The sequence below is a fragment of the Pseudomonas sp. 50_B genome, assembly GCF_017491625.1.
In the GTDB taxonomy this organism is placed as follows: Bacteria; Pseudomonadota; Gammaproteobacteria; order Pseudomonadales; family Pseudomonadaceae; genus Aquipseudomonas; species Aquipseudomonas danubii.
In genome coordinates this window covers 1-240 of record NZ_JAFGYX010000223.1, presented here as the reverse complement: position 1 = coordinate 240, position 240 = coordinate 1, and the positions used below count along the sequence as shown (strand labels likewise).

The window sequence follows — 240 nt, the reverse complement described above, 5'->3', positions numbered from 1 at the left end:
CGGTATTCGTGTTCATCGGCATCGAGGGCGCCAGCGTCTACTCGGCCCGGGCGCAGAAACGCGCGGACGTCGGGCGGGCCACGGTGATCGGCTTCCTGGGGGTGCTGGCGCTGCTGGTGCTGGTGAACGTGCTGTCCCTGGGGATCATGACCCAGCCGGAACTGGCCAAGCTGCAGAACCCGTCCATGGCTGCCGTGCTGGAGCATGTGGTGGGCCACTGGGGCGCGGTGCTGATCAGCG

General features: G+C 68.3%; 1 protein-coding gene. It reads left to right on the top strand.

Annotation, left to right across the window (positions count from 1 at the left end; translation table 11 throughout):
• Positions 1 to 240, top strand: a 240-nt coding sequence (locus J5M73_RS31715) for an amino acid permease (protein ID WP_207817062.1), incomplete at both ends; no start/stop codon positions are given.